The sequence below is a fragment of the Novosphingobium lindaniclasticum LE124 genome, assembly GCF_000445125.1.
Classification (GTDB): domain Bacteria; phylum Pseudomonadota; class Alphaproteobacteria; order Sphingomonadales; family Sphingomonadaceae; genus Novosphingobium; species Novosphingobium lindaniclasticum.
The window spans coordinates 30,529-57,255 of sequence record NZ_ATHL01000095.1 but is presented as its reverse complement, the minus strand read 5'-3'; the positions used below and the strand labels follow the sequence as shown (position 1 = coordinate 57,255).

Genomic DNA, 26,727 nt, shown 5'->3' with positions numbered 1-26,727 from the left:
GCATGGCCCGGTTCGCGCTGCGTGCCGGGCTGCTCGCGGGGGGATGTCTGACACTGGCACTGGCCGGCGCTTCGGCGCGGGCCGATACCCTGCGCGATGCGCTCATAGCCGCCTACCAGACAAACCCCACTCTCGAAGCCGCGCGCGCCCAGCAGCGCGCGACGGACGAGGGCGTGCCGATTGCGCGGGCCCCCGGCCTGCCTAATGCCAGCATGACGGAAACCTACGTCAGGAACCTGAAGCAGAGCGAGAATTCGCTGACCGCGCCGTCGAAGATATTCACGGCGGATGGGCAACTGGGTGTGCCGATCTATTCGGGCGGCGCGGTGAAGAACGGCGTCAAGGCGGCCAAGATCCGCGTCCTGGCAGGCCAGGCCGATCTGCGCGCCACGGAGGCTTCCGTATTCTCCGAGGTCGTCGCGGCCTATATGGACGTGATCCGTGCCGAAGCCATCGTCGGGCTCAACCGCAAGAACGTCAGCGTGTTGGAGACCAACCTTCAGGCCACCGGCGACCGGTTCGAAATCGGCGACCTCACCCGCACGGACGTGGCCCAGTCGCAGTCACGCCTGGCCGTGGCACAGGGCGACTTGCGCACGGCCGAGGCGAATCTGGTCAGCGCGCGGGAAACCTACATCCGCCTTGTCGGCCGTGCCCCGGAAGTGCTGGAAGCGCCGCCGCCGTTGCCCAATCTGCCCGGCAGTGCAGAAGAGGCCTCCACCATCGCGCTCGATGCCAATCCGGACCTGATCGGCGCCCGCGAGCGCACCCGCGCGGCGGAGAAGGACATCGACGTCGCCGGCGCCGACCGCTTGCCCACACTGAGCCTGTTCGGGCAGGGCACCTACAACAACTACTTCAACACCCTGGCGCGCGGCGCCGTGAACGCGAACATCTCGCAAAGCGATTCATCGGCGCAAGCCGGTGCCCGGTTGTCCATCCCGCTGTTCCAGGGCGGTCTTCCCGCCGCCCGCAGGCGCCAGGCTCAGGCCACGGCTTCGGCCAATATGGAGCAGGAGATCGCCACCGAGCGTGACGTCATCGCGCAAGTCCGCTCGGCCTTCACCTCCTACGTCGCTTCGAACGACCTGATCCGCACATCGCAAGTGGCGGTGGATGCCGCCTCGCTCAGCCTGGAAGGCGTGCGCGCGGAAAATTCGGTGGGCAACCGCACAATCCTCGACATTCTCGATGCCGAGCGGGAGCTTCTCAACGCGCAGGTCACGCTGGTTACGGCGCGGCGCAACGCCTACGTCGCCGGCTTCACGCTGCTGGCCGCCATGGGACGCGCCGAGGCGCGCGATCTCAATCTGGACGGCGGGATCCTCTACGATCCGCAGATCAATTACGACCGCGTGAAAGGCAAGTTCCTCGACTGGACGAACGACCCGGCGCCGGTCGCCAGGTCCACCCGCACCGTTGACACACCGGTGCAGGACGGGAACATTCGGCAGCAGTGATCAATGCTCCGATTCGGAGCAGGTTTTTTGTCGCGTTCGGCACGCATGGGCGGCCGGAAGCGCGAGCAGGGGCAAAGTGGCATGCGTCAGAGCGGTGAACCTTCGGTCGAGGAGATTCTCCAGTCGATCAAACAGGTCATTGCTCGCGACTTGCGGGTAGACGCGCGCACGGAACGGCAGCGCCGCACGGTCGAGGAAGTGCGCGCCGTCATGCTTGAGGACGACGAGGATGTGCTGGACCTCACCGAGACGGCACAGCTCGCGCCTGAAGAACCGAGCGCGGACGAACCTGCGCTGCTGCACGACGAAACCCGCAACTCGATGCGGGAATCGCTGGCCGCGCTGGCCATGATTTCCGAGCCCGGCGTGCCGCCGCAGATCGTCCGCTCTGGCGAGACTTCGCTGGAAAGCCTCACCCGCGAACTCCTGCGCCCGGCCCTGGCCGAATGGCTGGACAAGAACCTGCCGCCCATGGTCGAACGCCTGGTGGCGGCGGAAATCGCGCGGATCGTGGGCAAGAAGGGCTGATAAGGCCGCCAGGCCCGGCGCCAGGAAACGGTTCGGGCTGGACCATCGGCCTGCCGCTACCTACTTGCGGGACCATGGCCAAACCCGATCCCGCACTGCTCGATCCCGCACGCTATCCGTTCTCCTGTCGCATGGAACCCCGGTTCGGCGACCTTGACGTGAACATGCACATCAACAACGTCGCCATGGCGGGAATGCTCGAGGACGCGCGCCTGCGCCTCTTCCGCGCCGCCGGCGGACTCCAGCATCTCGCCGGGCTCTCGACGATGGTAGCCAGCATCGCGATAGAATACCTCGGCGAGACGCATTATCCGGAAGCGGTAACGGTCCACGGCGCCGTGGAGCGTATCGGGCGAACCAGCCAGCAGATCCTTCAGGTGGTGACACAGGACGGCAATCCCGTGGTCTTTGCCCGCACCGTGATCGTCATGGTCGGCCCGAACGGCCCGGCCCCGCTGACGGATGACTATCTGGAAAACGCCCGGCAGTGGATGCTGGCGGCATGAGCGCGTCGGCTCACGATCTGGCCAGGGCCGCGCAGGCGCTGGCGAAGACCGGAGGCGACAATGTCCGGCGCCACATCTTCCTCTGCGCCGAGCCGCAGAAAGGCGAGTGCTGCGCGCCGGAGCAGGGCTCGGCCTCGTGGAAGTATCTGAAGAAGCGGCTCAAGCAGCTTGGCCTCGATGCTCCGGCAAGGCCGGAAGGCACGGTGGCCCGGACCAAGGCCGATTGCCTGCGCATCTGCTTCGCCGGTCCCATCGCCGTCGTCTGGCCGGACGGGGTCTGGTATCACTCCTGCACCGAAGAGGTCCTGGAGCAGGTCATCCAACGACATCTGATCGGCGGTGAACCGGTGGAAGAGTTCCGGCTGCGTCCTGCAGAGACCTGAGGGCGACTCACAGTTCGTGATCGTCGTCCAGAGGATTGACGACGGATTCGTCGTGTCCGGTGCCGCTCGACAGGAACGCCAGGCCCATCAGTGCCGAGGCGAGCAGCATCGTGAACCCGATCCCCAGGGCCGCCGCGATATAGAAATGCACCGAGACCATGCCGTTCGAGCGGTAGAGCAGAATCACCGAAGCGATCACCAGCGCCACCGTCACCGTCAGCATGTAGGTCATGATGCGGCGATAGCGTGCCCAGGCGTGGGCGGCCTTTTCGGGATCGTCCAGGGGCGAACGGGGTATCATCGGCTCCATGTGCGCTTTCGCGGCGCTACTCGCAAGGGTCGCGAAAGCGACTCATGGAAGATCGGCCAAGGCTGTGATACTCTCCCGATACAAGCCCCCGAAGAGGGTGCGGGAACGCGGGTCGAAGACCCGATACGGGAGAATGCGAAGATGACGATCGAGCGGATCATCGCTGGCCGAGAGGCCGTTATCACCTGCCAGTCCGACTGCACCGTGAGCGAAGCGGCGTCGCTTCTGGCCGACCGCCGGATCGGTGCGCTGCCGATCTTCGAGGGCGACCGGCTGATCGGAATTTTCTCCGAGCGCGATCTGATCTACCGCCTGCGCGAGTTCGGACCCAGCGTGCTGGGCATGCAGGTCAGCGAAGTCATGACGGCTCCCCCGGTTACGGTGACACCTTCGGCAACCGCGCTGTCGGCCCTGGCGCTGATGACGCAGCGCCGCGTCCGCCACCTGCCGGTGATGGTGGACGATCGCATGGTGGCTTTCGTCTCGATTGGCGACATCGTGAAGTATCGGCTGGAAAAGGTGGAGTCCGAAGCAGCGGCGATGCGGGACTACATTCAGACGGCGTAAGCCGCTCCGGCACTCCGTTTAAGCTCCAAGCCGCAGGATGGCGCGCGTCCTCTCGCCCCATGCGCGGCTTTCGTCCCAGAAGCGGCCCCGCGGACGCACGCTCCCCTCCTTACCCACGCTCCCCTCCTTACCCACGCTCCCTGCCGCAAGCGCGCTCTCCCTGGGTCATGGCGAGCGCAGCGAAGCAATCCAGGGGCACTCCGGCGCCGCTGCAGATCGCTTGCCACCTTCCCCGCCTGACGGAACCTTCAGGCCGCAGCCACCCTGCTACCTTGCCGCAAGCGGCCGGGAGGCCTACATCGCGGCCATGGACCAGCAAACCGTCACACTCAGCCCCTCGGCCGCCTCACGCGTGGCCGCCATTGCCGAAAAGCAAGGCAAACCGGCGATTCTCCGCCTTTCGGTCGAGGGCGGCGGCTGCTCGGGATTCCAGTACAAGTTCGGCCTCGCCGAAGCACCCGAAGCGGATGACACAGTGGCTGAAACCGACGGTGTGCGGCTGCTGGTGGATTCCGTCAGCCTCGATCTCGTCAGCGGCTGCGTGGTGGACTACGTGGAATCGCTAGGCGGCGCGGCCTTCCGGGTCGAGAACCCGCAGGCCGCCGCAGGCTGTGGATGCGGCTCGAGCTTCTCCATATGAAGAAGATCGCCACGTTCAACATCAACGGCATCAAGGCCCGCTTGCCGCGGCTCCTCGAATGGCTGGAGGAGACCCGTCCGGCGGTCGCCTGCCTTCAGGAGATCAAGACGCAGGACGAGGGCTTCCCGATCGCCGAGTTCGAGAAGATCGGCTACAAGGGCATCTGGCACGGCCAAAAGGGATTCAACGGGGTCGCGATCCTAGCCGATGGGGAAATGCCTGTCGAAGTCCAGCGCGGTCTTGCCGGCGAGCCCGAGGACGAACACGCGCGCTATCTCGAGGCCGATGTGTTCGGGCTTCGCGTGGTCTGCATCTATCTGCCGAACGGCAACCCGGTGCCCGGGCCCAAGTTCGACTACAAGCTGCGCTGGATGGAACGCCTGCGCCGCCGCATGGACGAGATCAAGGCCGAGGAAGTTCCGGCGATCGTCACCGGCGACTTCAACGTCATTCCCACCGATCGCGACGTCTGGTCTCCGCCGGCCATGGCTGCCGATGCCCTGATGCAGCCGGAGTCGCGCGATGCCTATTACCGCCTGCTCGGCGACGGCTGGACGGACGCGATCGCCACGCACAACCCGCGCGGCGGCGTGTGGACATTCTGGGACTACCAGGCCGGTGCCTGGCAGCGCGACCACGGCTTCCGCATCGACCATGCGCTGCTCTCGCCCGAATTGGCCGACAGACTGGTGGCCAGCGGCGTGGACAAGAGCTATCGCGGCCGCGAGAAGGCCAGCGATCATACCCCGGTCTGGGTTCAGCTGCGGGACTGAACGCGCTGGTTGCCTGGACTCACGACGGGGCGGCTTGAAACAAAAAGGGGAGCGAAACGGCCCGTTTCGCTCCCCTTTTTTCATGCCGCCGAAAGCGTGATCTCAGCGGTAGAAGATATGATTGTCCACGCGGGCGAGCCGCGTCAGCCGCCAGTTCGGTTCGACACGCGTGGCGTGGAAGAACAGCGCGCCCTTGACCGGGCTCTTCCAGCTCTTTTCCACGGCGATCTTGGCGATCGCCACAGCCTCGCGCCAGCCGCTGGACTGTTCGCGCACCTTGGGCATCTTCTTGCCCTGGATGAAGGAGAACTGCGAGGGCTGGTAGACGACGCCGCAGTAGCTGGCCGGGAAACGGCCCGATTCCGCGCGATTGATGATAACGCGGCCCACCGCCAGCTGCCCTTCCAGGGTTTCGCCGCGCGCTTCGAAATAGATCGCGCTGGCCAGGCAGCGCATTTCGCTGTTCAGGCGACCGGGAACGGACTGCTGCGCAACGAGCTGCGCGAGCGTATCGGCATCGACCGGAGTGTCCTGCGAAGCATCATCCTGATCTTCGAGCGCGGTTCCGTCCGTCGCATCTGCCCCATCTTCCGAAGGGAGGGACTGGACGACCGGCTTCGAAACGAAGATCGGATCGAGGTTCGATTGAGCCTGGACCAGAACCGGTGCCAAGGCCGCGGCGCCCGAACCCTGTGCGCCGAAAAGGGTGGTCATGATCGTAGCGGCCAGCGCCAACGCGCTTGCCCACTGAACTTTGCTCCGCATCAACTCTAGATCAAGGGCGGTGAACCAGTCCGACGCAGGCGGGAACGAATTGCCGTCAAGCGGCGTTCAATTCCAGACAGACCTGCCGACGATTCCCCGTCTGCGTGCTAGCCGGGCTGGCCGAAATGCTGCCCGAGCCGCTTCCGCGTCTGGGACAGGCCATTAACTTGCACGGCCTGCAAGTCAACCCGGTTATACACCAAGGCCGATGAACCGTTCGGGCTTCGCGACGTCCAGTTCCACGATCCACAGGTCCGGATCCTGGAATCCGCGCTTTTCAATATAGTCGGAAAAAGCGAGTCTCGAGTCGATCAGGGCCGAAAAATCTGCGCCGGGTTCCTGCCGCCTGGTGCAATGCCAGGCCCGTGTTCCGTCCAGGCCGGGCATGCGTTCGTAGGCGCGGGCGTGTTCACCATTCTCGACCAGAACAAGCATTATCGTCCCGGCGTCCCGTTCGCCTTTGCTGAGAACCGTACCGAAGCCTCCCTCCGCCTGGACAGCACGAATGAAACCGGAAACTTCGACGTGGGCAGGAAGCCTCGCCTCCATGGATCAGACCACGACTTTGGAGGCCGAATATCCGGGCAGGCCGGACAAGGCGATCCGCGAGCGCATGAAAGTGCCGGTGCCGCGACCGACTTCATCGCCGTCCCGATCGACCAGTCGCGCTTCCGCGACGAGCACGCGCCGACGGCCGCTGACCCATCGCCCTTCGGCAACGATCGTCCCACCCTTGATCGGCTTGCTCAAAAGCAGGTTGAATGAGGTAGTTAACAGAAAGCGGTCGGTCACGAGCGTATTCGCCGCATAGAAGGCGGCATCGTCCAGCATCTTGAAGTAGATCGTGCCGTGCGCCGCACCGGCGGCATGGAAGCTGTCAGGCTCTACGTCGAACGTGATGCGCGAGGTGCCTTCGCCGGTAATCTCCAGCCGCGAACGAAACATCTCGTTGATGGGCGCAGAGGCGTAGAGGCTTTCCAGCGCCCGCCAGTGCAGGGCAGCGCCGGACATGTCCGCAGCGCCGCCTCCGGATGCGTCAGGCTGCATCGCGATCGATGACGTTGCTGAGCAGGCTGTAGAGCGCTTCCGGACCCGGCGCCTCGATCAGCGCCGCGTGCATGCGCTCGTCGCGCATCATGCGGGAAATGGCGGCAAGCGCGTGAAGATGAGTGGCACCGGCATTTTCCGGCGAGAGCAATCCGAACACCAGATCGACCGGTACGCCGTCGGCGGATTCGAAATCGACCGGATTATCCAGCCGCATGACGACCGCCACCGGGCGGCCGAGTGCCGACATCCGCGCATGGGGTATCGCCACGCGGCGACCGAAGCCGGTGCTGCCCATTTCCTCTCGCTCATTGATGCGTGCCAGGACCTTTTCGCGATCGAGGTTATAAACCTCGGCGAACATGTCGGCGAGCTGGCCGAGAATCAGAGCTTTGCTGTCTGCGCTGGAAGTGACGACGGCGTCAGGCAACAGGGTAAAAAGACTGCTCATTGTGCGTTTCTGGTTCTGGCCCAAATAAGGGTTGCCTAGGATCAAACGTCCATAACCCCCGGAAATCCGGGGGTTATGCCTGCTCCTTGAATAAGAAGTGTAGACGCCTGATCAGCGCCCCGGTTGGCTTCAGTGCGGCTCAACCCAGCCAATCGAACCGTCGCCGCGGCGGTAAACCATATTATGGCGTCCCGTACCAGCATTTTTGAACAGCAATGCCGTGGTGTTGCGCAAATCGAGCATCATCACCGCATCCGAAACGGTAGCTTCGGGAACGTCGACGCGAGTCTCGGCGATGACGACGGGTGCATCGGCCTCAAGCTCCTCTTCCTGCTCAGCCGCCTGCTCTTCGAAGATCGTGTAGGCGGCTTCTTCCACGGCCACCGCGTGCGCTGCCTGCTCGTGGCGATCATGGATGCGTCGCTTGTAGCGACGGAGCTGCTTGTCGATCTTTTCGGCAGCCTGATCGCAGGCGAGGTGCGCGTCCTGCGCCATGCCGGTACCTTTGAGCACCAGATTCTGCATCACGTGGACCACGATATCGCAGCGGAAAGCTGCGGCAGGGGCGCGGCCGAACGTGACTTGCGACGACAGCGCACGGCTGAAGTACTTGTCGACGATGGCGGTCAGGCGCTCGCTGGCGTGGGTCTGGAGGGCTTCACCGGTGTCGACCTGATGGCCGGAAACGCGGATGTCCATGGGTGATTACTCCTCTGCTGTGATTCAGGCGCCCCAGAGCGGGGCATCGACCGATTTGAGAAACTCCGCGTGGATGAGAAGTTCCTCTTCGGTAGCCGCGTGGGGACGCGGCTGACGGAATGGACGGTCCTTTCGAATCAGGATCCGCGATTCCGTCGTGGCCTCGGCGGTTTCGGCGAGAAGCTCGAGGCCGATCTGGCGACCGCCCCGCAGCTCCACATAGACCTGCGCGAGCAGCTCGGCGTCTAGCAAGGCGCCGTGCTTGGTACGATGACTTCGATCAATTCCGTAACGGGTGCAAAGGGCGTCGAGCGAGAGCTTGGCACCGGGATGGCGAACCTTGGCAAGCGCCACGGTATCGACCATCCGGGTCAGGCAAACCTCGGGCAACCCGCATTTCGCCAGTTCGAAGTTGATGAAGTTGAAGTCGAAGCTCGCATTGTGCGCGATCATCGGCGCGTCGCCGATGAACGCGACGAAATCCTGCGCGCAATGCGCGAAAAGCGGCTTGTCGGCGAGGAAATCGTCCGAGAGACCATGAACCGCTTCCGCTTCGGCCGGCATGGTGCGTTCGGGGTTGAAATAGGCGTGGTAGGTCTGGCCGGTCGGCACTCGGTTGATCATTTCGATGCAGCCGATTTCCACCATCCGGTCCCCGTTCCTGGGGTCGAAACCAGTCGTCTCGGTATCGAAGATGATCTCTCTCATCCCTCTCCATATCTGCCTGCCCGCCACACTTCGCAAGGGCCAGCCAGTTAATAATCTGACTCGGCCAGCGCATCCACGATGCGGCCCACCTGCTTGCGGGTTTCTGCCAGCGACGCACCGGTATCGATGACGAAGTCCGCCCGCGCGCGTTTCTCCGCGTCAGGGACCTGCAGGCTCAGGATCTGCTCGAATTTCTCAGCCGTCATGCCGGGCCGGGCGAGAACCCGTGCGCGCTGGACCTCGGCCGGCGCCGAAACCACCGCCACGCCGTCCAGCCCACGATCTCCCGCCTTCTCGTAGAGCAGGGGGATATCGAAAACGACCAGCCGTGCGGCACGGTGCTCCGCCAGGAAGCGGCGCCGCGCTTCCGCGACGGCGGGATGGACGATTCCCTCGAGTCGCGCGAGCGCGTCACGGTTTCCGAAGACTGCCGCACCGAGAGTCTGGCGCAGGACCCCTTCCGGCCCGGTGGTGCCGGGGAAAGCCGCTTCGATTGGCGGAACCAGCGCGCCGCCAGGCCCTTGCAATGCATGAACCACCGCATCCGCATCGAAGACCGGAACGCCCCGCTCCCGGAACATATCGGCCACGGTCGACTTGCCCATGCCGATCGAGCCGGTGAGTCCCAGGATCTTGGGCCCGGCCGTGCGGGTCATGCCAGAAGCCGCTCGCGCAGTTCGGTGTCGAACGCGCGCGGCGCCTTGACGCCGAAGAAGCGCTCGAAAGCGACATCGGCCTGGCCGATCAGCATCGAGAGGCCATCCACCGTGTCGAATCCCGCCGCGCGCGCATCCTTCAGGAAGGGCGTGTCGAGCGGCGCGGTGACGATGTCGTAGACCACGCTGCGCGGCGGCGCGTGACTGAAATCGAAGGCGAGCGGCGGCTGACCTGCCATGCCGAGCGGACTGGCATTGACGACCAGGTCGAGACACTGCTCGCGGTCGTCGAAGGCGAAATCGGTAGGCTCGGCGAAGTGCCCCAAATCGATGGCGTGGTGATCCTTCTGGGTGGTCAGTTCGTCCAGCATGGTCCGTGCCTTGGCCGGATCGCGACCGGCCAGAACGATGACGAACCCGCGCTGTGCCAGAGCCGCCACGATCGCGCGCGAAGCGCCGCCGGTACCCAGCACGCGCGCCATGCGGAACAGGTGAGTCTGGTCCAGCAGCGGCTGCAGGGGCTCGAGGAAACCGGGAGCATCGGTGTTGTAGCCGGTCAGCGTGCCGTCGGCTTCGCGTACCACGGTGTTCACTGCGCCGATCTTCGCCGCCAGGGGGTCGAGACGATCCAGCAGCGGAACGATCGCCAGCTTGTGCGGCATGGTCACGTTGCAACCGCGCCAGTCCGGATCGCTACGCCGCTGCGCCAGATAGTCCGCAAGCCCGTCTTCCGAAACGCGTTGCCGCGCATAGCGGCCGCGAAGATCGAGCTTTTCCAGCCAGAATCCGTGAATCACCGGCGACTTGGACTGTTCGATGGGATCGCCGATCACTTCGGCATAGGGCAGGGTCATTGTGAAATCGCTCCCAGACGGCGCAGCGCCGCCTGAACTTTCAGCAGCGGCATGCCGAGAATGGTGAAATAGTCTCCGTCGATCTTCTCGAAGAGCTGAACCCCGCGTGCCTCGATGCGGAAGACGCCGACGCAGCCGGCCACTTCAGGCCATTCGGCGTCCAGATAGTCGGCGATGAAGCTTTCCGAAAGAGGGGCGACATGAAGCGCCGCCACGGCATCCTCGGCCCATAGCACGTCACCGTCGCGAACGAGGGCCGCGGCGCTATGGAGCTTCATGACTTTGCCGGAGAAGAAGCGAAGGTGATCGGCCGCAGCCTCACGGCTCGGGGGCTTGTCGAAGCGACGGCCGCCGCACTCGACCAGGGAATCGCTGCCAAGCACCATTTCGCCCGGCGCCGTTTCGGATACTGCCGCAGCCTTGGCACGGGCGAGTTGCAGCGCGATTTCGGCCGGCGATCGGCCGCCCAGACCCGCCTCGATCGCGCGTTCGTCGACATGGGCCGGCTGGGCACGGAAGGGAATGGCGGCGGCTTCGAGCATGGCGCGCCGGGAGGCGCTTTGCGATGCCAGAACGATCATGGCGTTATCCTGAAAATGTCAGATCGGCTTGGGGCCGACCGGATCCTGAGGCCCTTCGGCCTTGCGTTCGTTGTAAAGATTGATGATCGCCGCTGCGGTCTCCTCGATCGAGCGGCGCGTCACGTCGATCACCGGCCAGGAATTGTCCGCGAACATGCGCCGCGCATATTTCAGCTCGTTCTCGACTCTATCGCTTTTCACGTAATCGGTATCGGGAGACTGGCTCAGCGACAGCAAGCGATTGCGGCGGATCTGGATCAGACGCTCGGGCGCGGTTGTCAGGCCGACGACCAGCGGGCGCTTCAATCCGTAAAGCAGCGGCGGCGGCGGACTTTCCACCACGACCGGGATGTTAGCGACCTTGTAGCCGCGATTGGCCAGGTAGATCGAGGTCGGCGTCTTGCTGGTGCGCGAAACTCCCGCCAGCACGATATCGGCCTCTTCCCAGTCCTCCCAGGCGATGCCGTCGTCATGGGCGATGGTGAACTGAATCGCATCGACGCGGGCGAAATAGGCATCGTCCAGGCGGTGCTGGCGGCCCGGCCGGCCTTTTGCCTCCTGGCCAAGAGCCGCCTCGAGCGCGTCGGTCACGCCGTCGAGCACCGCGATCGCCGGCAGGCCGAGCTGCTGGCAGCGCTCTTCAAGGCGCCCGCGTGTCTCCTCGTTCACCAGGGTGAAAAAGACGAGGCCCGGATGGGCGGCGATTTCGCCCATGATCCGGTCGAGGTGCTGCTGCGAGCGCACCATCGGCCAAAAATGCCGCAGAACGTCGGAATCGTCGAACTGGGCGAGGGCGGCCTTGGCGATCATTTCCAGCGTTTCGCCGGTGGAATCTGACAGCAGGTGGAGATGAAAACGCGCCATTCGAGGCTTTTTCCGGACTCTTTCGGGTGAAGAACCTCCGAGACAACCCGGCGGTCTGTGGATATGTGGCGGCATAAACCACGGGACAGTGCTGGTGACAACTCGCTTCCCGGTTTCGCTCCACATTGAACCGATTTCGTCGCGAGAGTCGTAAACATGATTCAAATCCGCCCCACACCCTGTGGGTAACCGGGATAAAGAGTCTTTGACTCACGCGCCCCGGAGAGTCGCTGCGCGAATTTGAACCTGTTCGTCGTGGAATGAATCGGGCAAGATTCAAAACTCCCCGATATCCACAGGACCAACAGACTCCATCATCCTTCTAAGAATCTTTTATTTTTTTGATCGGACCTGAATCTCGATGCCTGGCCTCCTTCTCGAAAACCTGCTTGGAACGAACACGAGCAAGCGTCCCGTCTGGCTGATGCGCCAGGCCGGAAGATACCTTCCCGAATATCGTGCCTTGCGCGCCGAAAAGGGCGGATTCCTGGCGCTCGTCTACGATACCGACGCTGCAGCCGAGATCACGTTGCAGCCGATCCGCCGTTTTGGATTCGATGGCGCGATCCTGTTCTCGGACATTCTGATCGTGCCTTATGCGATGGGACAGAATCTCGAGTTCCTCGCAGGCGAAGGTCCGAAACTGTCTCCGCGTCTGGTGGACTCAGCTCTCGAGAATCTCACCGCGGTTCCCGAGCGTCTGACTCCCATCTACGAAACCGTGCGCAAGGTTCGCGCCGGGCTGGATTCCGACAAGACGATGCTCGGTTTCGCCGGGAGTCCCTGGACGGTCGCCACCTACATGTGCGCAGGCGAGGGCAGCCGGGACCAGCATGAGACTCGCGCCATGGCCTATCGCGACCCTTCGGCGTTCGCGGCGATCATCCAGGCTATCGTGGGGGTGACTGTCGAATATCTCAGTGGCCAGATCCAGGCCGGAGCCGAGGCCGTGCAGTTGTTCGATTCATGGGCGGGCTCACTCTCGCCGGCACAGTTCGAGCGCTGGGTCATCGCTCCCAATGCCGCCATCGTTTCCGCGATCAAGGCGCGCCATCCCGAGACTCCGATTATCGGCTTTCCCAAGGGCGCCGGCGAAAAACTTCCCGCCTATGCCCGGGAGACCAGCGTGGACGCGGTCGGAATCGACGAGACCATCGATCCGATCTGGGCGGCGCGCGAACTGCCCGGAGGGCTTCCGGTGCAGGGGAATCTCGATCCGCTGCTGCTGCTTTCGGGCGGCGCCGACCTGGAGAGTCAGGCCCGCCGCGTGCTCGACGCTTTCGCCGATCGCCCGCATGTCTTCAATCTGGGCCACGGAATCGGCCAGTTCACGCCGATCGAGAACGTGGAGCGACTGCTGGGAATCGTCCGCAACTGGTCCCGTTAGTCCTACCCGGTTTGGTGGGGCGATGAAGAGACGACACCGCCGCCCCGCCTCCCTAGCGACCTAGATTCATGGCGGAATCGTCTTGCCCCGCGTCGACCAAGGGTGCAGGAGGGCCGCCCCTGAACCGTCGAGACTCGTGGGATCCATGCAGGAAGTTCTGTCCATGCTCTATCTCTGGCTCAAGGCCGGACACGTCATCTTCGTGATCTTCTGGATGGCCGGGCTGTTCATGCTCCCGCGCTATTTCGTCTATCACCAGGAGTCGGAAGCCGGCTCTGCAGAGGAACTGCGCTGGATCGATCGCGAGGCCAAGCTGCGCAAGATCATCCTGACGCCCGCGCTGATCATCACCTGGGTTCTCGGCATCGCCACCGCCACGGCGATGGGTGCCTGGGGCGAAGGCTGGCTCCATGCCAAGCTGCTCTTCGTGCTGGGTCTCTCCGGCTATCACGGGTGGCTGGTGGGCTACGGCAAGAAGCTGGCGCGCGGCGAACGCCCGCTGACCGGCAAGAAGCTGCGCCTGCTGAACGAGGTTCCGGGCCTGGCCGCAGCGGTGATCGTGATCCTGGTCGTCGTGAAGCCGTTTTGAATCGGCCATTAGCGTCGTCCCGGACTTGATCCGGGACCGCTGGCCAAGCCGCGCCTCGCTCGCGAAGTGGCCCCTCAAGAGCAGACCACGGTCCTGGATCGGGTCCGGGACGACGAACGGCGCGATCCATTCGGCCCGCCCCAGTGCCGCTTGACGGATTGACTCGTTGACCGAAACCGGCGGAACGCTTATCTGAGCCTTGTTCCGGCACAGGGCGGCGAGCCCTTTCTCCCGCCCGGATCCGCTTTCCCCAAGCCCTTCGATCCCGCCGGCCGACACGCAATTTCCATCCGGAATCCAGACAAATGCATCTCAAAGAGCTCAAGAAGAAATCATCGGCCGATCTGGTCGAAATGGCTGAGGAACTGGGCGTCGAAGGCGCTTCCACGCTCCGCCGCCAGGACCTCATGTTCGCCATTCTCAAGGAAGTGGCCGAGGACGGTGAGGAAATCATCGGCCAGGGCACGATCGAAGTGCTGACGGACGGCTTCGGCTTCCTGCGCAGCCCCGAGGCGAACTATCTTGCCGGCCCGGACGACATCTACGTCTCGCCGAACCAGGTCCGCAAATGGGGCCTGCGCACGGGCGATACCGTCGAAGGCGAAATCCGCGCCCCCAAGGACGGCGAACGCTACTTCGCCATCACCAAGCTCATCAGCGTCAACTTCGACGATCCCGACGTGGTGCGCCACCGCGTCAACTTCGACAACCTGACGCCGCTCTATCCCGATCAGCGCCTGAAGCTCGATTGCCTGGACCCCACGGTCAAGGACAAGTCGGCCCGCGTGATCGATCTCATCTCGCCGCAGGGCAAGGGTCAGCGCGCCCTGATCGTGGCGCCGCCGCGCACCGGCAAGACGGTGCTGCTGCAGAATATGGCCAAGGCCATCACCGACAACCATCCGGAAGTCTTCCTGCTGGTGCTGCTCGTCGACGAGCGCCCGGAAGAAGTCACCGACATGCAGCGTTCGGTGAAGGGCGAGGTCATCTCCTCGACCTTCGACGAACCGGCCCAGCGCCACGTCCAGGTCGCCGAAATGGTGATCGAGAAGGCGAAGCGCCTCGTCGAGCACAAGCGCGACGTGGTCATCCTGCTGGACTCGATCACCCGCCTCGGCCGCGCCTACAACACCGTGGTGCCTTCGTCGGGCAAGGTGCTGACCGGCGGTGTGGACGCCAACGCCCTGCAGCGCCCCAAGCGCTTCTTCGGCGCCGCGCGCAACATCGAGGAGGGCGGTTCGCTCTCGATCATCGCCACGGCCCTGATCGACACCGGCAGCCGCATGGACGAAGTCATCTTCGAAGAGTTCAAGGGCACCGGTAACTCGGAAATCGTCCTCGACCGCAAGGTGGCGGACAAGCGCATCTTCCCGGCGCTGGACGTCGGCAAGTCCGGCACCCGCAAGGAAGAGTTGCTCGTCCCGAAGGACCAGCTCACCAAGATGTGGGTCCTGCGCCGTATTCTCATGCAGATGGGCACCGTCGACGCGATGGAGTTCCTGCTCGACAAGATGAAGGACTCGAAGACCAACGAGGACTTCTTCTCCACCATGAACCAGTAAGAGGAGATCGGGGGCTTGAGTATCCTTCAGACTCTGGTGGCCACCTCATCCTTGGGTGGCCCCGCCGAGATCTGGCAGCACATCGTCAACGATTTTTCGAACCTTGGGACGCCGGCAGCGATGTCGGCGTTCTTGCAGGTGCTGATGATCGACGTCGTGCTGGCAGGCGACAACGCTATCGTCGTCGGCGCCCTGGCTGCCGGGCTTCCGGCCGACCAGCGCAAGAAGGTCATCGCCATCGGGGTGATCGCGGCGCTGGTCCTGCGCATCGGTTTCGCGCTGATGGTGACCTGGCTGCTGGGAATCGTCGGCCTGATCTTCGCGGGCGGACTCCTGCTGCTGTGGGTGGCGTGGAAGATGTACCGCGAACTTCATGCGGGTGCCCACTCTCCGGGCTCGCCGGAGATCGAAGGCGACGAGCACTCCGGGGTGAAGCCCGCCAAGAGCTTCCTTGGAGCGGCGATCTCGGTGGCCGTGGCCGATATCTCGATGTCGATCGACAACGTGCTGGGCGTGGCCGGCGCGGCGCGGGACCATCCCGGCATCCTGATCGTCGGGCTGGTCTTCGCGGTGGCGCTGATGGGTATCGCTGCCAACTTCATCGCCCGGTATATCGAGCGCTATCGCTGGATCGCCTGGCTCGGCCTTGCGGTGATCCTCTATGTGGCGGTGAAGATGATCTACGAGGGGTGGGTGGATCCCCATCTCGGGATCGTCACTCTGATCTGACGGAAGAGGGCTCGGGTTTCCGAGCCCTTTTTCTATTCGGCTAAGGGAAGTCCTGAGGGATGACCGCCTAGACCCTCGAATGTCGGCCGTGCGCGTCGGCCGGTCATGGAGTGCAGCCGAATTGAACCCTGCCTTTCCTCTTCATCGCTTCAGGGAATCAGCACCGTAGACCCGGTGGTGGCGCGAGACTCCAGCGCGCGGTGCGCTTCGGCAGCGTCTTCCAGCCTGAAGGTCTGCCCGATCTGCGGCTTCAGAATCCCGTTGGCGATCCGGTCGAACAGCTTCTTTGCGCTGATCGCAAGTTGCCCAGGAGTGGCGACATAGTCCGCCAGAGTCGGCCGGGTGAGATAGATGGAGCCTGCCTTCATCAGGTCCAGCGGCGGCAAGGGAGGGACGGGGCCGGAAGCATTGCCGTAAGTCACCATCAGTCCGCGTCTGCGCAGCGAAGCGAGCGAGGCCGACCAGGAGGCGGCGCCCACGCCGTCATAGACGACATGGCACATCTCGCCTTGCGTGATCTCCCTGACGGCGGCGGCCAGGTCGTCGAAGGCGCAGTGGAGCGAGTGCTCCGCAGCGACGCCGGCGGCTTTCTCGGCCGAGCCGGAATGGGCGATGACGGTGACGCCGCGATCGAGCAGCCAGGGCACCAGCAGCGATCCGACTCCGCCTGCTGCGGAATGGACCAGCGCGATATGGCCCTTTTCGGCCGGGAACGTGTCTTCGGCAAGATAGCAGGCCGTCAGTCCCTTGAGCATGACGGCGGCGGCGATGTCGGGTGCGATGCCCTCGGGGATGCGCATGGCCTGGGCAGCATCGATCAGGCGATGAGTGGCATAGGCACCGCCCGCGTGAGGCGTGCCGACCCGGTCGCCGATCGCGAACCCGGTCACTCCGTCACCAAGCGCTGCGATCCGGCCGACGCTTTCGGAGCCGAGCTGGATCGGCAGCGGATCGGCGTAGAGTCCCTTGCGGTAGTAGGTGTCGATGAAGTTGAGTCCGACGGCCTCTGTTTCGATGAGCAATTCACCGGAGCCGGGGGAGGGGACTTCGAAGTTCTCGCGTTCGATCACTTCGGGACCGCCGTGAGTCCGGGCGATCATTCGATATCCGGTGGTCATCGTCTTGTCCTTGAATTCGCGGTTGGAAGACGCTGCCCGGCCGCGCCTCTGGAAAGCGTTCGCCGGGCAGCCGTCATCTCGTCAGCCGACGTGTTCGGCGAAGAAATCGGCGGTGCGCTTGTCGGCCAGCTGCGCACCGGCTTCGTCGCGGCGCGCGCCGATCTCGGCGGCGAAGCCATGATCGAGGCCTTCGTAGTCCCACAGCGTGACGCGCGGGTGGTCGTCCAGGCCCTCGTGAATCGCCTTCTGCGCGGCGGCATCCACGAAGTGGTCAGCGGTGGGAATATGCAGCATGAGCGGGCGGGCAATGGCATGCTTCTCGTTAAGCATCTGGTCGATCATGACGCCGTAATAGCCCACCGAGGCATCGATGTCGGTGCGCGCGGCGACCATGTAGGCGATCTTCCCGCCCATGCAGAAGCCGACGAGGCCGACCTTGGGCACGCCTTCCTCGCGGCGGATCCAGTGAATCACGGCCTCGAGATCGCGGATGCCGAGATCGAAGTCATGCGCCGCCATGTGGTCCAGGGCCTGCGCCATTTCCTCCTCGACATAGGGGCTCAGCTCGATTCCCGGCTTCTGCCGCCAGAAGCTGTCGGGTGCGACGGCGAGGTAGCCTTTGGCGGCCCAGCTGTCTGCCTTTCGACGAATGCCGGCATCGACGCCGAAGATCTCCTGCTGGACGATGATGGCGCCGCGCGGGGTGCCTTCGGGACGTGCGACATAGGCCGGGATCAGGCCCTTGCCGTCGAGAGTCGGGATTTCCGTGTTGGTCATGGATCAGTCTCCTTCAAAGCGGCCAGGAAGCCCATTCAGCGCGCGAACCTAGGCACGAGCGATGGACTTTGCCATCGCCATGTGCCACCCAGGATGCACGAATTCCAAATGGGAGGCCGTGATGAAGGTCAATGTCGAGGTTGAATGCTCGCCTGAAGAGGCACGGCGGTTCCTCGGTCTGCCTGACGTCACCAAGGCGAACGACGTCTATGTCGATGCGCTGGCCAACGCGATGCAGGGCGTCGGCAATTTCGATCAGTTGCAGGAATTGAGCAAGCAGGTCGCCCCGATGGGCCAGATGGGCCTGAAGCTGTTCCAGCAGATCCTGGAAAGCGGCGCGGCCATGGCCATGAGCGGTGGAAGCGGCAACAAGCCGAAGAAGGCCGACTGACCGGGCAGGGCTTCACCTCGCGGCCGTGCTCCTGTAGCGCGGCGCTCATGCCACAAGACTTTCAGGACACGATCTTCGCGCTTTCCAGCGGCGCGCCGCCCGCCGCGATCGGCGTGGTGCGAGTGAGCGGGCCTCGGGCCGGCGAAGCGCTGACCCGTCTGGCCGGCAAGCTCCCGAAGCCACGCTATGCCCGCTACCGCGTGCTGCAGGACGCGCAAGGCGCGGTTCTCGATCAGGCTCTGGTTCTCTGGTTTCCCGGACCGGCTACGGCCACGGGCGAAGACCTTGCCGAACTGCATCTTCATGGCGGCAGGGCCGTGGTGGCGGCAGTGGAGGCGGCGCTTTTGGAAGTCGCTGGCCTGCGGCGCGCCTTGCCTGGCGAATTCACGCGAAGGGCGTTTGCGAATGGCCGGATCGACCTTTCCGAAGCGGAAGGCCTCGGGGATCTCCTGTCCGCCGAAACCGAATTGCAGCGCCGCGCCGCGCTCGCCATGGCCGGAGGGGCGTTCTCCCGGCAAGTGGAGGACTGGCGCGAGCGGGTCTTGCGGGCATCAGCCGCAGTGGAAGCCGTGCTCGACTTCGGTGACGAGGACGATGTGGCGGAGTTGCCTCGCGACTTCATTGAAACGCTCGGCCGGTTACAGGGCGAGCTGAGGGCATGGCTGATCCGTCCCCGTGCGGAAGCTCTGCGGGAAGGGTTCCGCGTGGTGCTCGCGGGTCCGCCGAACGCCGGGAAGAGCACTTTGTTCAACGCCCTGGTCGAGGATGAGGCGGCAATAACCTCGCCTTTGGCCGGGACGACTCGCGATGTGCTCACGCGGGCCGTATCTATCGGCGGCATTCCTTTCCTGTTCGGCGACACCGCGGGACTGCGAGACGAGACCGGAGACGAGATCGAAGCGATCGGCATCTCACGCGCCCTGGCCGAAGTCGATCGAGCGGATCTCGTGCTATGGCTTGGACCCGAGGGAGAAGGGCCGGAAAGGGCTTGGGAGATCGCCGCGCAGTGCGATCGGTTCCACGTGGAACAGAAAGCTTCGGCACGGCACCGGGTTTCGGCGGTGACGGGAGAGGGCGTCGATGCCCTTCGCCGTGATCTGATCTCGGCAGCGACTACCGCCATGCCCCGCCCGGGTGACGCGGCCTTGAACCAGCGGCAACATGCTCTTGTCAGCGATGCGGCGGCGGCTTTACAGAGGGCCGGTGAAGAGAGAGATCCCTTGCTTGTCGCGGAATCCCTGCGGCTGGTGCGCGTGGCTTTCGACGGACTCATCGGGCGAGCAACGACCGAGGATATGCTCGATGCCCTGTTCGGGCGGTTCTGCATCGGCAAATAACGATGTTCCACGTGAAACAGTCTTAGCATCTTTGACGTATCGCGCGGCTTCGGGTAAGCGCGTCACCCATGCATTCCTTCGATGTAATCGTGATCGGCGGCGGCCATGCCGGCTGCGAGGCGGCGGCCGTCGCCGCGCGGATGGGTGCTCGGGTCGCCTTGATCAGCTTCGATCTCGACACGGTCGGCGCCATGAGCTGCAATCCGGCTATCGGCGGTCTCGGTAAAGGGCACCTGGTCCGCGAAGTTGACGCGTTCGATGGCTTGATCGCCAGGGCAGCCGATGCCGCGGCGATACATTACCGCATGCTCAACCGTTCGAAAGGCAGCGCGGTGCAGGGACCGCGCGTCCAGGCGGACCGCAAACTGTTCAAGGCTGCGATTCACCGGTTGCTTGAGGAGCAGGGTGACCTGACTCAGATCGCCGGAGAGGCGGCGGCGCTCGTGATCGAGCAAGGCCGTGTATTGGGGGTCGATCTCGCAGACGGTACCCGCATCGCCGCGCGGGCTGTGGTTCTCTGTACCGGCACATTCCTGGGCGGCACTCTGTTCCGGGGCGAGGAGCGCCTGACCGGCGGACGCATCGGCGAGTCTTCCGCGCAGCGATTGTCCAGCCAGATGCGCGATGCGGCCTTGCCGATTGCCCGACTCAAGACCGGAACGCCCCCTCGACTGGATGGGCGCACCATCGATTGGGCCAGGCTGGAGGAACAGCCCTCGGATCGCGAAGACTGGACCATGTCCGCCATGGGAGAACCGGGAGCCGGGCGGGGTCGGCAGGTGCCGCAGGTCTTCTGCGCGATCACGCGGACGAATGCGCGTACGCACGATCTGATCCGGGAGAACCTTCACCGATCGCCGCTGTTCACCGGGGCGATCGGGGCGTCCGGCCCGCGATACTGCCCCTCGATCGAAGACAAGATCCATCGTTTCGCCGACCGCGACGGCCATCAGGTGTTCCTGGAACCGGAAGGACTGGACAATCCGCTCGTCTACCCGAACGGTATCAGCACCTCGCTTCCTGCAGACGTTCAACTCGCCATGCTCCAAACCATGGCGGGGCTGGAGCGTGTCGAGATGGTCGTGCCGGGCTATGCCGTTGAATACGACCATATCGATCCGCGCGCCTTGCGGTCGAGCCTCGAACTGCGCGAATTGCCGGGGCTTTATTGTGCCGGGCAGATCAATGGCACGACCGGTTATGAGGAAGCGGCCGCCCAGGGGCTGGTCGCCGGCATGCATGCAGCGGCCATGGTGCTGGGGCGTGAGCAGCCGGCGCTCGATCGAGCCAACAGTTATATGGCCGTGATGATCGACGACCTTACGCTGCATGGCGTAAGCGAGCCCTATCGCATGCTCACGGCGCGCGCGGAGTATCGCCTGCGCCTGCGCGCCAACAATGCCTCGACGCGCCTGACCCCGCTCGCCATTGCGATAGGCGCGGCCGGTGCGGCGCGCAGGGCCTGGTTCGACCGGCGTCTCGCCGAACAGGAAAAGCTGGATAGCGCGTTCGATTTCCAGATCTCCGGCCATCAACTGGTTCAAGCCGGATTGCCCGTTCGTCCCGACCTCGGCCGTCTGCTGGTAAGAGAATGGTTGCGATTCGGCGGTGTCGATCTGACGGCACTGTCGCCCTGGATCGACCCGGAACTCCTGCAGGATCGGGATCTGGTGGAAGAGATGGTCGAGGACGCGGCTTATGCTCCATATCTCGAACGGCAAGAGCGCGAGCTTCGCGAGCTTCGCACGAGCGAAGGGATGCGGCTCTCGGACGACTTCCGTTACGAGGCGGTTCCGGGTCTTTCGCGCGAGATGGTCGAGAGGTTGAGCAAGGCTCGTCCGGAGAACCTGGCCGCAGCCGGACGCATACCCGGAATTACCCCGGCGGCGCTTGCGGCGCTGCTGGTCCATGCCCGCAGGGAGGCGGCGTGATTACCACAGAAGACGAAGCGCGGGATTGGCTGCGTAAACTGCCGGAGTGCGACGAGGCGGCCTGGGTTCGGCTCGAGACACTAATCGCCATGCTGGTGGAGGAGAACCGGCAGCAGAATCTCGTCTCCGCCGCCAGCCTGGAGCAGGTATGGCTCCGCCACATTGTCGATAGCGCCCAGCTTCTGCCTTATGTTTCACGTGAAACATCACGCCCCTGGCTGGACCTGGGGACCGGCGCCGGATTTCCCGGACTGGTGGTCGCTGCGCTTCGTCCCGAGTGCGAAGTGGTCATGGTGGAATCGCGAACACGGCGGATAGAGTGGCTCGATCGTGCCCGGGTCGCCATGGGCTTGGACAATGCGCGCATTGCAGGTCAGCGTCTGGAACTGGTGGAGAGCTTCCCGGTCAATGTGATTTCGGCCCGCGCTTTTGCGCCACTTGAAAAACTTCTGACAATTTCCGCACGTTTTTCCACAAGCGACACGGTTTGGCTGTTGCCCAAAGGGCGGTCAGCAAAGCAAGAACTGGAGGACCTTCGCAAGTGGCGGCACATGTTCCACGTGGAACAGTCCCTGACGGACCCGCAGGCAGGCATAATTGTCGGCAAGCTGGCCGACAGGAAGGGTAAGACCGAGTGATCCGTATCGCTATCGCCAACCAGAAAGGCGGGGTGGGTAAGACGACGAGCGCGATCAACGTCGCGACCGCATTGGCTGCCACCGGCTGGAAGACCTTGCTCATAGATCTCGATCCTCAGGGAAATGCATCCACCGGGATCGGCGTATCGGCTTCCGACCGCGACCGCACGTCCTACGATGTGCTTGTCGATCGCGCGCGCGTGGCCGATTGCGTCATGCCCACCAGCATTCCGGGCCTGGACCTGCTCGCCGCCACCGTGGATCTATCGGGTGCGGAAGTCGAGCTGGTGAATGCCGACGATCGTGCCAACCGGCTTCGCTCGGCCCTGCGGGGCGATCTGGGCTACGACGTCTGCTTGATCGATTGCCCGCCGTCGCTGGGGCTGCTGACACTTAACGCCTTGACCGCCGCCGACACGCTGCTGGTGCCGCTCCAGTGCGAATTCTTCGCGCTGGAAGGGCTCAGCCAGCTGCTTCAAACGGTCGAGCGCGTGCAGCAGCGTTTCAATCCCGACCTCGGGATCATCGGCATCGCGCTTACCATGTTCGATCGCCGCAACCGCCTGACCGATCAGGTTTCCGAAGACGTTCGCTCTTGTCTGGGCCAGCTTGTTTTCGAAACGACGATACCGCGCAACGTGCGTCTCTCCGAAGCGCCCAGCCACGGTGTGCCGGCGCTGATCTACGATCATGCCTGCGCGGGCAGCCGCGCCTACATGGCCTTGGCCCGCGAACTCATCACCCGAATGCCCGAGAAGAGGAAGGCGGCATGAACGACGAATCGATCGTCCGCATCAGCGTACCCAATGCCCTGAAAGCCGTCAGCGGTGCCGCAGCGAAGCAGAAGCCGAAAGGGCTCGGTCGCGGGCTGGGCGCCCTGCTGGGCGAGACTCGGCGTGAGGAGCCTTTGGGCGCGACCGGAAGCGCCGAGAGCAGGGGCCCGGCCTTGCGGGCAGGGGGGCTTGCCGTCCTTTCGATCGCCGACATCACGCCGCACCCGGATCAGCCGCGCCGGATCTTCGACGAGGAAGCGCTTGAGGAACTGGCGGCGTCGATCGCGCATCGCGGCGTGATTCAGCCGATCATCGTGCGGCCGATGGACAATGGACGCTACCAGCTCGTCGCCGGTGAACGTCGCTGGCGCGCGGCGCAGAAGGCGCAGCTCCATGAGATCCCGGCACTCGTCCGCGAGCTCACCGAGCGTGAGGTCATGGCACTGGCCCTGATCGAGAACCTTCAGCGCGAGGATCTCAATCCGATCGAGGAAGCGCGGGCCTACAACCGCCTTGCCGAGTTCGAGGGCATGACCCAGGCCGAGATCGCCCGAATGGTCGACAAGAGCCGCAGCCATGTCGCGAACTTCCAGCGTCTGCTGGCGCTGCCGGACGGCGTGATCTCGATGGTGGAAAAGGGCAGCCTGTCGATGGGCCATGCCCGCGCTCTGATCGGCTGCGACGATGCGGAAGAAATCGCCGATGCAGCGATCAACAAGCAGATGTCGGTGCGTGAAGTCGAGAAGCTGGTGCGCAAGAAAGCGCGCGGCGATGTTGCGCCCCGCCGGGCGCGTACGGCCCGCAGCACACATGAGGATGCCGACATCGTCGCCGTGCAGAGCCACCTGGAGGAGTTCCTTGGACTGCCGGTGAAGATCAATGCCGATGCCGATCCAAAGTCGGGCACGGTGACGATCCGTTACGCTACTCTGGATCAACTCGATCTGATCTGCCAGCGGTTGACAGGCGGCGCGATCTGAATCGACCCCAGCAGGGGAAGGACATTCCGTCCTACTGGGCGCTTTGCAAGTCCCCGTTTGTTGCCGGGCGGCGGGGGATTGAACGCCGGGCCGGGCGGACCCTGGATTCTTCGGCATAGGCGATCGGCTTCCCGGCACTGTCGATCGCCTGGACGACCGGGATCGAAACCATGCGCGGAGCGACGGGATTCTGGTACTGCACCGGATAGATATAGACATAGCCCGGCGCGGCATGTCCCTGTACCGGCACGGCGACTTGACCTTGCCGGTAACGGGCGAGATAGTCGTCCAGGTGGGCCTCGCACTCGCCATGATTGCCTTGGCCTTCGCGAACGGTCCCGGATCGCGGCCGGTTCGCCGCGACGGTACGATGGCAATCCGCCAGCCATGCTTCCCGCTGCGCAGGCTCGAACTCGTAATGGCGTGAGGGGGCGGCCGCGCGGGGCGTAGCGTGCCCCTCCATGTAATCAGCGCCTGGACGCTCTGCAGCAAGAGCCGGTATGCTGACCAACCAGGTTAGCACGAGACTTGCGGTGCAGAGAGTCGAACGCATTCGCTGGGCCTTTTCACGGGTTCATGGGCATTAGCCGCGTCTGTTAACAAGACGTTTAGCATGAGAGCCCGTGAAAGGCCAAGCATCCCAGGTCAGTCATCGATCCCGGAGAGAAACGGTCAGATCGAGGCGGCCACGATCGCGGCCAGGGCCTCGATACCGGCGGCGTCTTCGGCATCGAAGCGATCTGCGATCGGGCTGTCGAGATCGATCACTGCTACGACCTTGCCGCCTTGCAGAACAGGCACCACCAGTTCGGAACGGCTGTCGGCATCGCAGGCGATATGGCCGGGGAAAGCGTGGACGTCCGGCACGACCTGAGTCTCGCCGCTCGCCGCAGCCGTGCCGCAGACGCCGCTGCCGAAGGGAATGCGAATGCAGGCCGGTTTGCCGACGAAGGGACCGAGCACCAGCTCGTCCTCGATCGTGCGGTAGAATCCGGCCCAGTTCAGGTGTGGCAGGAACTGCCAGATCAGTGCGGCGACATTGGCCATGTTGGCCACGCCATCGGGTTCGCCCTGGACGAGCGCTTTGGCGGCTTCGGCAAGGTCTGCGTAGAGTTCGGGCTTGGGCTGGTCGCCCCGGGGAGCAAAGTCGTACATAGCGCCTTCGATACTCCAAGTCCTTGTTGCCGCATAGGCGGTAGCGGCTTATCTCAGCCACATGCGCTCCATTCTCATCAAATCTGCCTTGGCCCTCGGTGCCGTCGTTCTCGTCGGCGGCGGCGTGATCGCCTGGTCCCAGTATTCCAACACCTCCGATCTGCCGTTCGACGACACGGTGGGCAAGGACCCCAGGCTGGTGGAGCCGGACCCCCAGTGGATTCCCAGCGTCAAGCTGGTCGAGACCGTAGGCTGGGCCGCCAGGGAAGCGCCCAGGCCCGGGGAAGGGCTTGCGGTCGCGCGCTTCGCCGAAGGTCTGGACCACCCCCGCACCATGCTCACGCTGCCGAACGGCGACGTTCTGGTGGCGGAAACCAACGCGCCTGCGGGTAACAAGCCCAAGGGCCTGACCGGCGTGGTGATGAGCTGGATGTTCAACAAAGTCGGTGCCGGAGAAGCCTCGCCCGACAGGATCGTGCTGCTGCGGGATGCCGATGGCGACGGAAAGGCGGAGCAGCGCTTCGATTTCCGCAGCGCCGACATGCACTCGCCCTCCGGGATGGCCTACCAGGACGGCAAGCTCTACATTGCCAACCATGACAAGGTGCTGGAGTTCGCCTTCCAGCCCGGTGCGACCAGGCTGGACGGCAAGCCGCTACGCACGATGATGGACCTGCCGCCCGCCGGCAACCATTGGATGCGCAACCTCCTGCTGAGCCAGGACGGCAAGCAACTCTATGTCGCCGTGGGCTCGGCCAGCAACATCGCCGACGAGGGCATGGAGGCGGAGACCGGCCGGGCCGCGATCTGGGAAATCGATGTCGGCACTGCCCGTCGTCGCCAGTTCGCGGCAGGCATGCGCAATCCCAACGGCCTCGGTTGGAACCCCTCGACCGGCGAGATGTGGGCGACGGTGCAGGAGCGTGACATGCTCGGCCCCGATCTCGTGCCGGACTATCTGACCAACGTGCCGGTTGGCGCGCAATACGGTTGGCCCTGGATCTACTGGAAGACGACGTTCGACGAGCGCGTCCAGTGGCCGATGCAGACCTACATGCTCGAATATACCCGCAAACCGGAATATGCGATGGGTGCCCACGCCAGCACGCTCGGCATGGTCTTCGCGAACGGCGGCAACCGCATGGGTTCCAAGTTCGCCAATGGCGCCTTCGTGGCGCGCCATGGCTCTTGGAACCGCCGCCCGGCTGTCGGCTACGATGTGGTCTTCGTACCCTTCGATGCCAATGGCAATCCGCAGAACGGCAAGCCGATCCCGGTACTCTCCGGCTTCCTCAAGGACGCCTCCCATACGCACGGTCGCCCGACCTGGCTGGCCTGGGACAAGAGCGGCAGTCTGCTGGTCAGCGACGATACCGCCGGTGTGGTCTGGCGCGTGCAGGCGCCGGGTGCTGCGCCTTCCGCTGCGGTCAAGCCGGTGGAGACGGAGCACATGAAGCCGCTGAAGGAGATCAAGGATCCGACGATTCCGGGGGCCAGGGGGAACCTGGAGGCGGGGTTTACCAAGGGGCCGGACAAGTTGCTTCCTACGGGGCACTGAGCGGGAAGGG

33 protein-coding genes are annotated in these 26,727 nt (G+C 64.2%); 18 read left to right on the top strand and 15 right to left on the bottom strand.

The window, feature by feature from the left end; genetic code table 11:
• Positions 1-2 precede the first annotated feature (2 nt).
• The 4 genes from L284_RS39405 to L284_RS39390 all read left to right on the top strand — a co-directional run bounded on the left by L284_RS39405 (position 3) and on the right by L284_RS39390 (position 2,877).
• The gene (locus L284_RS39405) at positions 3-1,460 is read left to right on the top strand and encodes a TolC family outer membrane protein (protein ID WP_021234897.1); all 1,458 of its coding nucleotides are present in this window, start codon (positions 3-5) and stop codon (positions 1,458-1,460) included.
• A gap of 81 nt (positions 1,461-1,541) precedes the next feature.
• A complete protein-coding gene (locus tag L284_RS39400; protein ID WP_031342628.1) occupies positions 1,542-1,988 on the top strand; it encodes a DUF2497 domain-containing protein in 447 nt (148 codons plus the stop codon).
• A gap of 74 nt (positions 1,989-2,062) precedes the next feature.
• The gene (locus L284_RS39395) at positions 2,063-2,494 is read left to right on the top strand and encodes an acyl-CoA thioesterase (RefSeq protein WP_021234895.1); all 432 of its coding nucleotides are present in this window, start codon (positions 2,063-2,065) and stop codon (positions 2,492-2,494) included.
• Entirely contained in the window at positions 2,491-2,877 is a 387-nt protein-coding gene (locus L284_RS39390; protein WP_021234894.1) for a (2Fe-2S) ferredoxin domain-containing protein, read from the top strand. The genes L284_RS39395 and L284_RS39390 overlap by 4 nt, the downstream gene beginning before the upstream one ends.
• A gap of 7 nt (positions 2,878-2,884) precedes the next feature.
• Here the strand turns inward: L284_RS39390 and L284_RS39385 are convergent, their stop codons facing one another.
• Complete coding sequence (locus L284_RS39385) at positions 2,885-3,178, bottom strand: hypothetical protein (protein ID WP_031342626.1); 294 nt, start codon at positions 3,176-3,178, stop codon at positions 2,885-2,887.
• Positions 3,179-3,328: 150 nt separating this feature from the next.
• Here L284_RS39385 and L284_RS0124450 point away from each other — a divergent pair, with 150 nt between their 5' ends.
• The 3 genes from L284_RS0124450 (at position 3,329) to xth (ending at position 5,167) form a co-directional block, all read left to right on the top strand.
• The gene (locus L284_RS0124450; RefSeq protein WP_031342624.1) at positions 3,329-3,754 is read left to right on the top strand and encodes a CBS domain-containing protein; all 426 of its coding nucleotides are present in this window, start codon (positions 3,329-3,331) and stop codon (positions 3,752-3,754) included.
• 307 nt (positions 3,755-4,061) lie between these two features.
• Positions 4,062-4,394 (top strand): iron-sulfur cluster insertion protein ErpA, encoded by a 333-nt coding sequence (erpA, locus tag L284_RS39380; protein ID WP_021234891.1) that lies wholly within the window; start codon positions 4,062-4,064, stop codon positions 4,392-4,394.
• Positions 4,391-5,167, top strand: coding sequence for an exodeoxyribonuclease III (gene xth, locus L284_RS39375; RefSeq protein WP_021234890.1), 777 nt, complete (start codon positions 4,391-4,393; stop codon positions 5,165-5,167). Before erpA ends, xth begins: the two co-directional genes overlap by 4 nt.
• A 102-nt stretch (positions 5,168-5,269) precedes the next feature.
• Here the strand turns inward: xth and L284_RS39370 are convergent, their stop codons facing one another.
• The 10 genes from L284_RS39370 to L284_RS39325 form a co-directional block, all read right to left on the bottom strand.
• Entirely contained in the window at positions 5,270-5,932 is a 663-nt protein-coding gene (locus tag L284_RS39370; protein WP_031342620.1) for a cell wall hydrolase, read from the bottom strand.
• A gap of 192 nt (positions 5,933-6,124) precedes the next feature.
• Positions 6,125-6,481, bottom strand: a complete 357-nt coding sequence (locus tag L284_RS39365) for a DUF1491 family protein (protein WP_021234888.1) — start codon at positions 6,479-6,481, stop codon at positions 6,125-6,127.
• A gap of 3 nt (positions 6,482-6,484) precedes the next feature.
• Complete coding sequence (locus L284_RS39360) at positions 6,485-6,943, bottom strand: PaaI family thioesterase (RefSeq protein ID WP_040713684.1); 459 nt, start codon at positions 6,941-6,943, stop codon at positions 6,485-6,487.
• 25 nt (positions 6,944-6,968) lie between these two features.
• Complete coding sequence (locus L284_RS39355; protein ID WP_021234886.1) at positions 6,969-7,430, bottom strand: PTS sugar transporter subunit IIA; 462 nt, start codon at positions 7,428-7,430, stop codon at positions 6,969-6,971.
• Positions 7,431-7,559: 129 nt separating this feature from the next.
• Complete coding sequence (hpf, locus tag L284_RS39350) at positions 7,560-8,129, bottom strand: ribosome hibernation-promoting factor, HPF/YfiA family (RefSeq protein ID WP_021234885.1); 570 nt, start codon at positions 8,127-8,129, stop codon at positions 7,560-7,562.
• 24 nt (positions 8,130-8,153) lie between these two features.
• The gene (gene dnaQ, locus L284_RS39345; RefSeq protein ID WP_021234884.1) at positions 8,154-8,837 is read right to left on the bottom strand and encodes a DNA polymerase III subunit epsilon; all 684 of its coding nucleotides are present in this window, start codon (positions 8,835-8,837) and stop codon (positions 8,154-8,156) included.
• Positions 8,838-8,884: 47 nt separating this feature from the next.
• The gene (gene coaE / locus L284_RS39340; protein WP_021234883.1) at positions 8,885-9,493 is read right to left on the bottom strand and encodes a dephospho-CoA kinase; all 609 of its coding nucleotides are present in this window, start codon (positions 9,491-9,493) and stop codon (positions 8,885-8,887) included.
• Positions 9,490-10,347: a shikimate dehydrogenase family protein gene (locus L284_RS39335; protein WP_021234882.1), complete on the bottom strand. Its 858-nt coding sequence runs from the start codon at positions 10,345-10,347 to the stop codon at positions 9,490-9,492. Before L284_RS39335 ends, coaE begins: the two co-directional genes overlap by 4 nt.
• Positions 10,344-10,928 carry a Maf family protein gene (locus L284_RS39330; protein ID WP_021234881.1) on the bottom strand — a complete coding sequence of 195 codons (585 nt, stop codon included), beginning with the start codon at positions 10,926-10,928 and terminating at the stop codon, positions 10,344-10,346. The genes L284_RS39335 and L284_RS39330 overlap by 4 nt, the downstream gene beginning before the upstream one ends.
• An 18-nt stretch (positions 10,929-10,946) precedes the next feature.
• Positions 10,947-11,792, bottom strand: a complete 846-nt coding sequence (locus L284_RS39325) for a pyruvate, water dikinase regulatory protein (protein ID WP_021234880.1) — start codon at positions 11,790-11,792, stop codon at positions 10,947-10,949.
• A gap of 361 nt (positions 11,793-12,153) precedes the next feature.
• On the opposite strand from L284_RS39325, the gene hemE reads away from it, so the two are divergent.
• The 4 genes from hemE (at position 12,154) to L284_RS39305 (ending at position 16,059) form a co-directional block, all read left to right on the top strand.
• A complete protein-coding gene (gene hemE / locus L284_RS39320; RefSeq protein WP_021234879.1) occupies positions 12,154-13,179 on the top strand; it encodes a uroporphyrinogen decarboxylase in 1,026 nt (341 codons plus the stop codon).
• Between the two features lie 163 nt (positions 13,180-13,342).
• The gene (locus tag L284_RS39315; RefSeq protein WP_407635847.1) at positions 13,343-13,768 is read left to right on the top strand and encodes a CopD family protein; all 426 of its coding nucleotides are present in this window, start codon (positions 13,343-13,345) and stop codon (positions 13,766-13,768) included.
• Positions 13,769-14,073: 305 nt separating this feature from the next.
• Positions 14,074-15,330 (top strand): transcription termination factor Rho, encoded by a 1,257-nt coding sequence (gene rho, locus L284_RS39310; RefSeq protein ID WP_021234877.1) that lies wholly within the window; start codon positions 14,074-14,076, stop codon positions 15,328-15,330.
• Between the two features lie 15 nt (positions 15,331-15,345).
• The gene (locus L284_RS39305; protein WP_031342618.1) at positions 15,346-16,059 is read left to right on the top strand and encodes a TerC family protein; all 714 of its coding nucleotides are present in this window, start codon (positions 15,346-15,348) and stop codon (positions 16,057-16,059) included.
• Positions 16,060-16,208: 149 nt separating this feature from the next.
• Here L284_RS39305 and L284_RS39300 read toward each other — a convergent pair whose 3' ends face one another.
• Both L284_RS39300 and L284_RS39295 read right to left on the bottom strand, forming a co-directional pair.
• Entirely contained in the window at positions 16,209-17,177 is a 969-nt protein-coding gene (locus L284_RS39300) for a quinone oxidoreductase family protein (RefSeq protein ID WP_031342617.1), read from the bottom strand.
• 81 nt (positions 17,178-17,258) lie between these two features.
• A complete protein-coding gene (locus L284_RS39295) occupies positions 17,259-17,954 on the bottom strand; it encodes a dienelactone hydrolase family protein (RefSeq protein ID WP_021234874.1) in 696 nt (231 codons plus the stop codon).
• Positions 17,955-18,075: 121 nt separating this feature from the next.
• Between L284_RS39295 and L284_RS39290 the strand changes: the two genes are divergently transcribed.
• From L284_RS39290 to L284_RS39265, 6 genes are all read left to right on the top strand, one after another.
• Positions 18,076-18,345, top strand: coding sequence for a DUF6489 family protein (locus tag L284_RS39290; RefSeq protein ID WP_031342615.1), 270 nt, complete (start codon positions 18,076-18,078; stop codon positions 18,343-18,345).
• Positions 18,346-18,392: 47 nt separating this feature from the next.
• Entirely contained in the window at positions 18,393-19,682 is a 1,290-nt protein-coding gene (mnmE, locus tag L284_RS39285) for a tRNA uridine-5-carboxymethylaminomethyl(34) synthesis GTPase MnmE (RefSeq protein ID WP_021234872.1), read from the top strand.
• 68 nt (positions 19,683-19,750) lie between these two features.
• Positions 19,751-21,613, top strand: coding sequence for a tRNA uridine-5-carboxymethylaminomethyl(34) synthesis enzyme MnmG (mnmG, locus tag L284_RS39280; protein WP_021234871.1), 1,863 nt, complete (start codon positions 19,751-19,753; stop codon positions 21,611-21,613).
• On the top strand, positions 21,610-22,251 hold the full coding sequence (gene rsmG, locus L284_RS39275) for a 16S rRNA (guanine(527)-N(7))-methyltransferase RsmG (protein ID WP_021234870.1): 642 nt from the start codon (positions 21,610-21,612) through the stop codon (positions 22,249-22,251). Before mnmG ends, rsmG begins: the two co-directional genes overlap by 4 nt.
• A complete protein-coding gene (locus L284_RS39270) occupies positions 22,248-23,024 on the top strand; it encodes a ParA family protein (RefSeq protein WP_021234869.1) in 777 nt (258 codons plus the stop codon). Before rsmG ends, L284_RS39270 begins: the two co-directional genes overlap by 4 nt.
• Complete coding sequence (locus tag L284_RS39265) at positions 23,021-24,004, top strand: ParB/RepB/Spo0J family partition protein (RefSeq protein WP_021234868.1); 984 nt, start codon at positions 23,021-23,023, stop codon at positions 24,002-24,004. The genes L284_RS39270 and L284_RS39265 overlap by 4 nt, the downstream gene beginning before the upstream one ends.
• A 31-nt stretch (positions 24,005-24,035) precedes the next feature.
• On the opposite strand, the gene L284_RS39260 is transcribed toward L284_RS39265, so the two are convergent.
• Positions 24,036-24,467 (bottom strand): hypothetical protein, encoded by a 432-nt coding sequence (locus L284_RS39260; protein WP_021234867.1) that lies wholly within the window; start codon positions 24,465-24,467, stop codon positions 24,036-24,038.
• Between the two features lie 209 nt (positions 24,468-24,676).
• Positions 24,677-25,159 (bottom strand): GAF domain-containing protein, encoded by a 483-nt coding sequence (locus tag L284_RS39255; protein WP_021234866.1) that lies wholly within the window; start codon positions 25,157-25,159, stop codon positions 24,677-24,679.
• Between the two features lie 61 nt (positions 25,160-25,220).
• On the opposite strand from L284_RS39255, the gene L284_RS39250 reads away from it, so the two are divergent.
• On the top strand, positions 25,221-26,717 hold the full coding sequence (locus tag L284_RS39250) for a PQQ-dependent sugar dehydrogenase (protein ID WP_021234865.1): 1,497 nt from the start codon (positions 25,221-25,223) through the stop codon (positions 26,715-26,717).
• Positions 26,718-26,727: the final 10 nt, after the last annotated feature.

Coding starts and splice junctions, on each gene's coding strand:
- L284_RS39385 (WP_031342626.1), bottom strand. CDS start 3,178: ATGATACCCCGTTCGCCCCTGGACGATCCCGAAAAGGCCGCCCACGCC.
- erpA (WP_021234891.1), top strand. CDS start 4,062: ATGGACCAGCAAACCGTCACACTCAGCCCCTCGGCCGCCTCACGCGTG.
- dnaQ (WP_021234884.1), bottom strand. CDS start 8,837: ATGAGAGAGATCATCTTCGATACCGAGACGACTGGTTTCGACCCCAGG.
- mnmG (WP_021234871.1), top strand. CDS start 19,751: ATGCATTCCTTCGATGTAATCGTGATCGGCGGCGGCCATGCCGGCTGC.
- L284_RS39290 (WP_031342615.1), top strand. CDS start 18,076: ATGAAGGTCAATGTCGAGGTTGAATGCTCGCCTGAAGAGGCACGGCGG.
- L284_RS39390 (WP_021234894.1), top strand. CDS start 2,491: ATGAGCGCGTCGGCTCACGATCTGGCCAGGGCCGCGCAGGCGCTGGCG.
- L284_RS39300 (WP_031342617.1), bottom strand. CDS start 17,177: ATGACCACCGGATATCGAATGATCGCCCGGACTCACGGCGGTCCCGAA.
- L284_RS39255 (WP_021234866.1), bottom strand. CDS start 25,159: ATGTACGACTTTGCTCCCCGGGGCGACCAGCCCAAGCCCGAACTCTAC.
- L284_RS39360 (WP_040713684.1), bottom strand. CDS start 6,943: ATGTCCGGCGCTGCCCTGCACTGGCGGGCGCTGGAAAGCCTCTACGCC.
- L284_RS39365 (WP_021234888.1), bottom strand. CDS start 6,481: ATGGAGGCGAGGCTTCCTGCCCACGTCGAAGTTTCCGGTTTCATTCGT.
- L284_RS39400 (WP_031342628.1), top strand. CDS start 1,542: ATGCGTCAGAGCGGTGAACCTTCGGTCGAGGAGATTCTCCAGTCGATC.
- L284_RS39325 (WP_021234880.1), bottom strand. CDS start 11,792: ATGGCGCGTTTTCATCTCCACCTGCTGTCAGATTCCACCGGCGAAACG.
- L284_RS39335 (WP_021234882.1), bottom strand. CDS start 10,347: ATGACCCTGCCCTATGCCGAAGTGATCGGCGATCCCATCGAACAGTCC.
- L284_RS39315 (WP_407635847.1), top strand. CDS start 13,343: ATGCTCTATCTCTGGCTCAAGGCCGGACACGTCATCTTCGTGATCTTC.
- mnmE (WP_021234872.1), top strand. CDS start 18,393: ATGCCACAAGACTTTCAGGACACGATCTTCGCGCTTTCCAGCGGCGCG.
- hemE (WP_021234879.1), top strand. CDS start 12,154: ATGCCTGGCCTCCTTCTCGAAAACCTGCTTGGAACGAACACGAGCAAG.
- L284_RS39295 (WP_021234874.1), bottom strand. CDS start 17,954: ATGACCAACACGGAAATCCCGACTCTCGACGGCAAGGGCCTGATCCCG.
- hpf (WP_021234885.1), bottom strand. CDS start 8,129: ATGGACATCCGCGTTTCCGGCCATCAGGTCGACACCGGTGAAGCCCTC.
- L284_RS39370 (WP_031342620.1), bottom strand. CDS start 5,932: ATGCGGAGCAAAGTTCAGTGGGCAAGCGCGTTGGCGCTGGCCGCTACG.
- xth (WP_021234890.1), top strand. CDS start 4,391: ATGAAGAAGATCGCCACGTTCAACATCAACGGCATCAAGGCCCGCTTG.
- L284_RS0124450 (WP_031342624.1), top strand. CDS start 3,329: ATGACGATCGAGCGGATCATCGCTGGCCGAGAGGCCGTTATCACCTGC.
- L284_RS39330 (WP_021234881.1), bottom strand. CDS start 10,928: ATGATCGTTCTGGCATCGCAAAGCGCCTCCCGGCGCGCCATGCTCGAA.
- L284_RS39395 (WP_021234895.1), top strand. CDS start 2,063: ATGGCCAAACCCGATCCCGCACTGCTCGATCCCGCACGCTATCCGTTC.
- coaE (WP_021234883.1), bottom strand. CDS start 9,493: ATGACCCGCACGGCCGGGCCCAAGATCCTGGGACTCACCGGCTCGATC.
- L284_RS39405 (WP_021234897.1), top strand. CDS start 3: ATGGCCCGGTTCGCGCTGCGTGCCGGGCTGCTCGCGGGGGGATGTCTG.
- rho (WP_021234877.1), top strand. CDS start 14,074: ATGCATCTCAAAGAGCTCAAGAAGAAATCATCGGCCGATCTGGTCGAA.
- L284_RS39265 (WP_021234868.1), top strand. CDS start 23,021: ATGAACGACGAATCGATCGTCCGCATCAGCGTACCCAATGCCCTGAAA.
- L284_RS39355 (WP_021234886.1), bottom strand. CDS start 7,430: ATGAGCAGTCTTTTTACCCTGTTGCCTGACGCCGTCGTCACTTCCAGC.
- L284_RS39250 (WP_021234865.1), top strand. CDS start 25,221: ATGCGCTCCATTCTCATCAAATCTGCCTTGGCCCTCGGTGCCGTCGTT.
- L284_RS39260 (WP_021234867.1), bottom strand. CDS start 24,467: ATGGAGGGGCACGCTACGCCCCGCGCGGCCGCCCCCTCACGCCATTAC.